We start from the raw sequence: 5679 nt of genomic DNA, 5'->3' as shown, positions 1-5679 counted from the left end.
TCAAGATCTTTCTTGAGCAATAGTTTCTTAAGCTGTTCAATTTCTTTTTGCAGCTCTTTAATACGAGTTATTTCATCTTTTGTTTCCACTTTAATTCTGGTATTCATTAGGTCTTTACGTTCGTATTTCCTAATCCATTCATTGATGGTTGTAGGGTTTATTCCATAGAGTTTGCCCAATTGGTTCTTGTTGAGTTTTCCAGTAGTAAGTTCGTCTAAAATTTTCAATTTAAACGATTCACTGTAGCGTCTAATTACTTTGTCATTTTTGTACATAATTATTAAAATTATGTAGCCTTATTTCCGGACGGGTCAAGCTTGCACATAACGGTGAAGTGTATGAGTAGTAGCGGATTTCTACTCACAAACCTTTCGGTTTTGCACTGACCTTTGTTTTATGTTTATACTTTCGTTTTATCATTTAAACCGCTATTACTTATACACCGTGTTGGTAACCGTTATTTCTTCTTTTGATTATTTACTAAATTGATTCTAGTTGATAGGCTTATGCTAAACTTTTTAAGACTTGATTTATCATCATCTGATTTATCAACGTTGAAAAAATCATTAAATCCAAATGTTATTCCTGCGACAGGATTGAAAGTATTTTGGTCTTTAAGGAAGTATAAGCCTAAACCAATTTTAGTTTTAGGTTTAATTTTTTTTCCCATTTCAGTTCTACTGAATCCTAAAATTCCAATGTTTTTCAAATTATGAGGAACAAAATATAAGTCAAAATTTAATGGATATACAATACTTTCTTTATAATCTCCTGTATAAACTGTTTGTTTAATTGTTATTTTTCTAGATGTATTTGATAAAGAATCAGTTATTACTTGTACGTCTTCTCTTGTTCCTTCTGTTAAATCATCAAAATTATTTTTCTGTTTGATACCAATAGTTGCTCCCGCTAAAATTGTATTATTAAGTATACGTGCATTCCAATAGTTGAAGCCCAAATTAATGTCATAACCTGTGAAGGATTCTTTTTGAATTTGATTTGCAAAAGTAGAATCAGCAACAAATCTCTTAAATGACGAACCAGAGAAACTACCGTTCAATACTAACCATAAATCATTTGCAGGTCTTGTTGAGTTATCCAAAACATCTTGAATTTGCTCTGGAGTCTTTTGCCCTGCTAGAATAGAGGTCCAATCAGTTTTGTTTTTGTATAATCTAAATCCTAAACTTAATTTGGCTTCACCTTCGGCTACGATATCTCCATTTGAAAAAATGTTAGCTGTACTGTTTTTAATTTTACTGTTCGAAGAAATTCCAACATAATAGTCAGTAAAATTAGATGGATTAAAATATGAGTAATAGTTAAGTCCTAATTTCTTATCCTTAGTAGTAAATGTTACAATCCCTAAATCAAAACCAACAGAATCAACTTTAGGAGAATCTTTTTTATCTTCTTTTTTTGTCTCTTTAAATCCTGGAGTAAGTCCAATAGAAGAATTACCTTTATCATCACCAATTATAGATTGAGAATACCCAATCTTTGTTGATAAGGAGATGAAGATTAATAGTATAAGCTTATTGTACTTCTTCATTAAATTGACCATACCCATTTTTATTGAATGGTTTATACATTTCATAATTTCCTTTTAAATTGTCGTTAACATAGACTTTCATCTTTGATTGTGATTTATGATTTCCTGCAACTATTATTAGTATGTCGATATCGTTGTCATTCCCGATAGGAAAATTCTCTTGCTCAGCAACCCATTCACCATTTTCAAAATCAAAAAAAGAAATTGGTAATTTTCTTCCTTCAATAACTATATATTCAATCCTTCTTGTGGTATTTGAAATAGTGATTTTTAGTTTAATTTTCTTCATATAGTGTTTTTTTAATGGTTACCAACGGATTAGGTTATGATTTCGTTGCGGAAAAGTCCGCCAGGACTTTTCGGTTGCGCCTGTAATTTAGCAAAATGCTTGGAATTTTCGGCAGAAAATTCCGCCGCAATGAATTATAACCATTGTTACCTAATGTAGCGACACATTCAGATTGGTTTATACCACAATTTAAGTTTTTAAAAAAGATCTCAAATTTATCGAATTTCCCATTCTATATTTTTAAATTTTCAAAGTAGGAGAGAGGCAATTTTATTCAATCGGAATATTGTCAGGTTTTTATTTTGAGTTAGAATTGTTCAATTTTAGCTTTTGGGTGTTGCTATCGGGTTTTATTTGATTCCGTTGATTAATTTTAAAAAAAAATTCCAATTTTCAGTGATTTTTGTCAGCGTGTGTTTTTTCAGAGTCTGCGTTGAATCCGTTTTGATCATTTTTTCTCAGTTTCTTTTTATCGAATTTCGATTATAATTTTTCCGCGTTCAGTTCGGTTTTTGGGACGTGTTATTGTCAATTTCTGTTTTGAAAAAATATCATCAGATTTTATCGAATTTCGGTCGTCTGTGATCAGTCTTTTCAGCGGGAGATTGGGTCTGGAGCTATTTTAGGTAACGGCCGCGCATAACACAAGTTGTGGGAGATAGTACTCGGATTTGTCGGCTTATTGATTTTTTAATTGGTTTCTAAAATAACTATTTTCACCAAACTACCCGCTATTTGAGTTATGCGCTGTTGGGCATAGTTTTCTAGTTACTACGCCAACTATGATAACTTATATTATCCCATCCATAAATTGAAAGTGAAACGCCGGAATTTTCTTCAATATTCTCATCCGAAAAATTTTCTAAAATAGATTTTAAATTTTCAAATTCTTCGTAATCTGTATATTTAAAATATTTGGAAGGTTGATTAACCCAATGACCATCTGAATGGATTGGATAAGGTATTCTCCCTTCTCCTTCAAAGTTAAATTGAGTAAAATTTGGATTTCCTATTAGTATTTCTAAAAAATCTTGATAGATTTCCGTGTTATCGGTGTTAGTTCCTCCCACATAAGCAAATGTGTTTTCTGGATATCGGAAAGTTTTTTCAAAAAGCAAATTCGTGAAGTTACTTTCAATGAGATTTATGGAAATTTTCTCTTGATTTATTGAAATGGAATATTTGTCAATAGTGTGTCCATTAATAAATGTTATTTCATTAATGTTTTCTTGTAAATCAATGTAAGAAGTTGCTGGTCCTAAAGCTGTCAGACAAATTTCAGGGCTTGAAATTTTTTCCATTCTTATTCTCAGTTCATTTTTTTCTATTGATTGACTAGTAATTATACTATAATTAATGCAAGGGAATATTTCTTCTGTGATTAGTTTAAGTTTCAAATCTGGATCTTCTGAAATATTTGAATTGTTATAAATTTCTATAGGCATAAAATCTATATTTGATTCTATAGAGTTTAGATTATCATCATCTCTGCTACAACTCAGAGCAATAATTGAAATAATAAGAATTATAATTTTTTTCATACTCTGTTTATATATAAGATGATGAATTACTGAAAAGGTTGCGTGAAAATTATGCCCAACGGTTTCGATTATCGCAAGTAGTGGAATAAGTTACTCGGATTTGTCGGCTTAATCTTTACTTGCCTTGATTCTAAAATTACACTTTTTTATTCAAAACCGCTATTTGCGATGAATCGTTGTTGTGCAAAGTTATATTACTAATATTGATGTGGTAATGGATATCTGTATGAAATTGACCATTTCTTTCCGTTAATTTCTACAGCCTGTTTTTCTCCAAGTGATTCTATAAAATCATTCAGTTCTTTTAAATGATTTTTCTTAAGATATACACTATATAACCCGTCACGATCAACAGTCCTTTTGTTAGAAAAGTCTGGCCAATTTTCAGGCCATGCTTTTGGTTTCTCTGGTGAATGGTTGTAAGGCCAAAACATTACTTCTATAAAATCAGGAATCCATTTTTTGGATTTCCGATTTTTGTAGGTCGAAAGTCTATCGTAAATCTTCAAAAAATTAGAAGGAGTTAATTTTCGTGTTTTTTCGTATTGGTTATTCTTATTCAAATAACCATAAACTGAAATTTCTTTTTGTAAGTTATCTGTGTTAACTAACAAACGATTATATGGTTGATCGGTTAAATAACTTGCATCATAATTTTCTTTTAATGAATCCAATCCATTATTTTCAACAAATGAAATCCAATCTGTTATTTCATCATTTTCCAGTTTAACTCTTCTTAACTTGACCTTTTTTCGTTTTTGAACTTTATAAATAAGTTCACCATTATCGTAAAGAGTAAACTCTGGGATATCTGATCCAATTACCATCAACCATGGATCTGTTACCGTTAAAGATAAAATTGGTTCGTTTTTTTGTGCGTAAAATTTCAAACAAAAAAAGATCATTAAAATGAGAGTAGAATTTTTCATCATAATTTTGCACAACGGTTTCGAGTATGGACAGTTGTGGGTTGATTAGCCAGGTTTTGTCCGTTTACAATAAATATAGCTAAAAACATCGAATATCGATTAAGTAATTAGCCGCAATTGGCTATACGCGTTGTTGTGCAACGTTCTTTCTCATAAAGCTATAAATTCAGAGCCATTCCAAATTTCAGTTCGAACTTTCGCAATATGATGTAATGACATCAATTTAGTTTCTTCGTCAATTAACGTTGGATTAAATATAATCAATTTACTGTCTATTCTAAATTCAGAACCATACGTCGAAAAATAGCCATTATAAATCTTACCATTAGTTCTATCCACAATTGCGCCACCTTGACAAGGTGATCCACAACCCCAAATGATTAAGGTGTATTTTCCAGCAAAATTAATTCCGTTTTTACATCCGTCTGTTATTCTGGTTATAAAACGTTTTGCCCACGGATAACTTTCAAAATCTGGCTCAACTAAAGTTCCATTATATACTGGAACTTTAAAATCTTCAAACGTGAAATTAGGATTATACCTTTCATAAATTTCAAATCTATTTTCATCGAGATTTTTTGCAACTACTAATATTTGATCTTTAAAATCAACAACCTTGAAATCCTTATATTTTAAACTATCACTTTGGTTAATAATCTTAATTTCAGCGTTTACATTTCCAATAGCTAAAAACCTATGCGTATTTATCAAAGTGTCAAGAGGCTCTGTACTTTTAGTTAATTCGTTGTTTTCGATATGTTTTTTAATTTGTGTTTTCTCTATATTTTCTACATTATATTCTTCTTTATCAGACGCTTTATTTTCACAAGCCACTAATAAAATCAGAAATATTATGATGTTCAAAAAGTTTTTCATCGAATGTTGCACAACGTTCTCGATTATCGCAAGTAGCGGAATAAGTGACACGGATTTGTCGGCTTAACCATTTCTTGCTTGGTTTCTAAAATTACACTTTTTTATTCAAAAATCGCTATTTGCGATGAATCGTTGTTACCTTTCTGTTGCGACACGTTCTTATATAAAATTTATAGTCAGAATTATCGAATATTGAGTTAGAAAATTTTACTTTTATCATTCTCTCAGATTGAGAAATGATTTTTATAGTTAAAATTGATAGTAAAACTTTACAATTTCGACTTTTTCCAGTGTTGTTTTTTAACTTTTAGCTGAATTTTTTAATTATAATTTTTTGAGAGTTGGGTTCTGCGCAATTATTGGCTTTTTTAGTCTAGTTTATATTTAAAATCTAATGTCAGCAAGCAAATTTGTCCGTTTTAGTTAAGTCAATAAAATAGTATCCGATTTTATACAATTTCACTACTTTTTTTCGGATTTCTTGTCCGCGTC

Annotated in this window: 6 protein-coding genes; all 6 read right to left on the bottom strand. The window is 30.4% G+C overall.

Annotated elements, in window-relative coordinates:
* The coding region (locus BM201_RS17840; RefSeq protein ID WP_092545159.1) for a transposase at positions 1 to 275 on the bottom strand (275 nt) is incomplete at its 3' end.
* Between the two features lie 182 nt (positions 276 to 457).
* Entirely contained in the window at positions 458 to 1552 is a 1095-nt protein-coding gene (locus tag BM201_RS17835; protein ID WP_139219296.1) for a hypothetical protein, read from the bottom strand.
* Positions 1536 to 1841, bottom strand: a complete 306-nt coding sequence (locus tag BM201_RS17830) for a hypothetical protein (protein WP_092545155.1) — start codon at positions 1839 to 1841, stop codon at positions 1536 to 1538. The genes BM201_RS17835 and BM201_RS17830 overlap by 17 nt, the downstream gene beginning before the upstream one ends.
* Positions 1842 to 2605: 764 nt before the next feature.
* On the bottom strand, positions 2606 to 3382 hold the full coding sequence (locus BM201_RS17825) for a hypothetical protein (RefSeq protein WP_092545153.1): 777 nt from the start codon (positions 3380 to 3382) through the stop codon (positions 2606 to 2608).
* A gap of 197 nt (positions 3383 to 3579) precedes the next feature.
* Entirely contained in the window at positions 3580 to 4314 is a 735-nt protein-coding gene (locus BM201_RS17820; RefSeq protein ID WP_139219294.1) for a hypothetical protein, read from the bottom strand.
* A 147-nt stretch (positions 4315 to 4461) separates the two neighbouring features.
* Positions 4462 to 5175, bottom strand: a complete 714-nt coding sequence (locus BM201_RS17815; protein WP_175487090.1) for a hypothetical protein — start codon at positions 5173 to 5175, stop codon at positions 4462 to 4464.
* Positions 5176 to 5679 lie beyond the last annotated feature (504 nt).

It is taken from the genome of Zunongwangia mangrovi, assembly GCF_900112105.1.
GTDB lineage: Bacteria > Bacteroidota > Bacteroidia > Flavobacteriales > Flavobacteriaceae > Zunongwangia > Zunongwangia mangrovi.
The sequence above is the reverse complement of the archived record's forward strand: the minus strand, read 5'-3'. Positions and strand labels throughout refer to the sequence as shown.

Excerpts from the sequence above, each read along its gene's own strand:
- BM201_RS17835 (WP_139219296.1), bottom strand. The coding sequence starts at position 1,552 with ATGAAGAAGTACAATAAGCTTATACTATTAATCTTCATCTCCTTATCA.
- BM201_RS17830 (WP_092545155.1), bottom strand. The coding sequence starts at position 1,841 with ATGAAGAAAATTAAACTAAAAATCACTATTTCAAATACCACAAGAAGG.
- BM201_RS17825 (WP_092545153.1), bottom strand. The coding sequence starts at position 3,382 with ATGAAAAAAATTATAATTCTTATTATTTCAATTATTGCTCTGAGTTGT.
- BM201_RS17820 (WP_139219294.1), bottom strand. The coding sequence starts at position 4,314 with ATGATGAAAAATTCTACTCTCATTTTAATGATCTTTTTTTGTTTGAAA.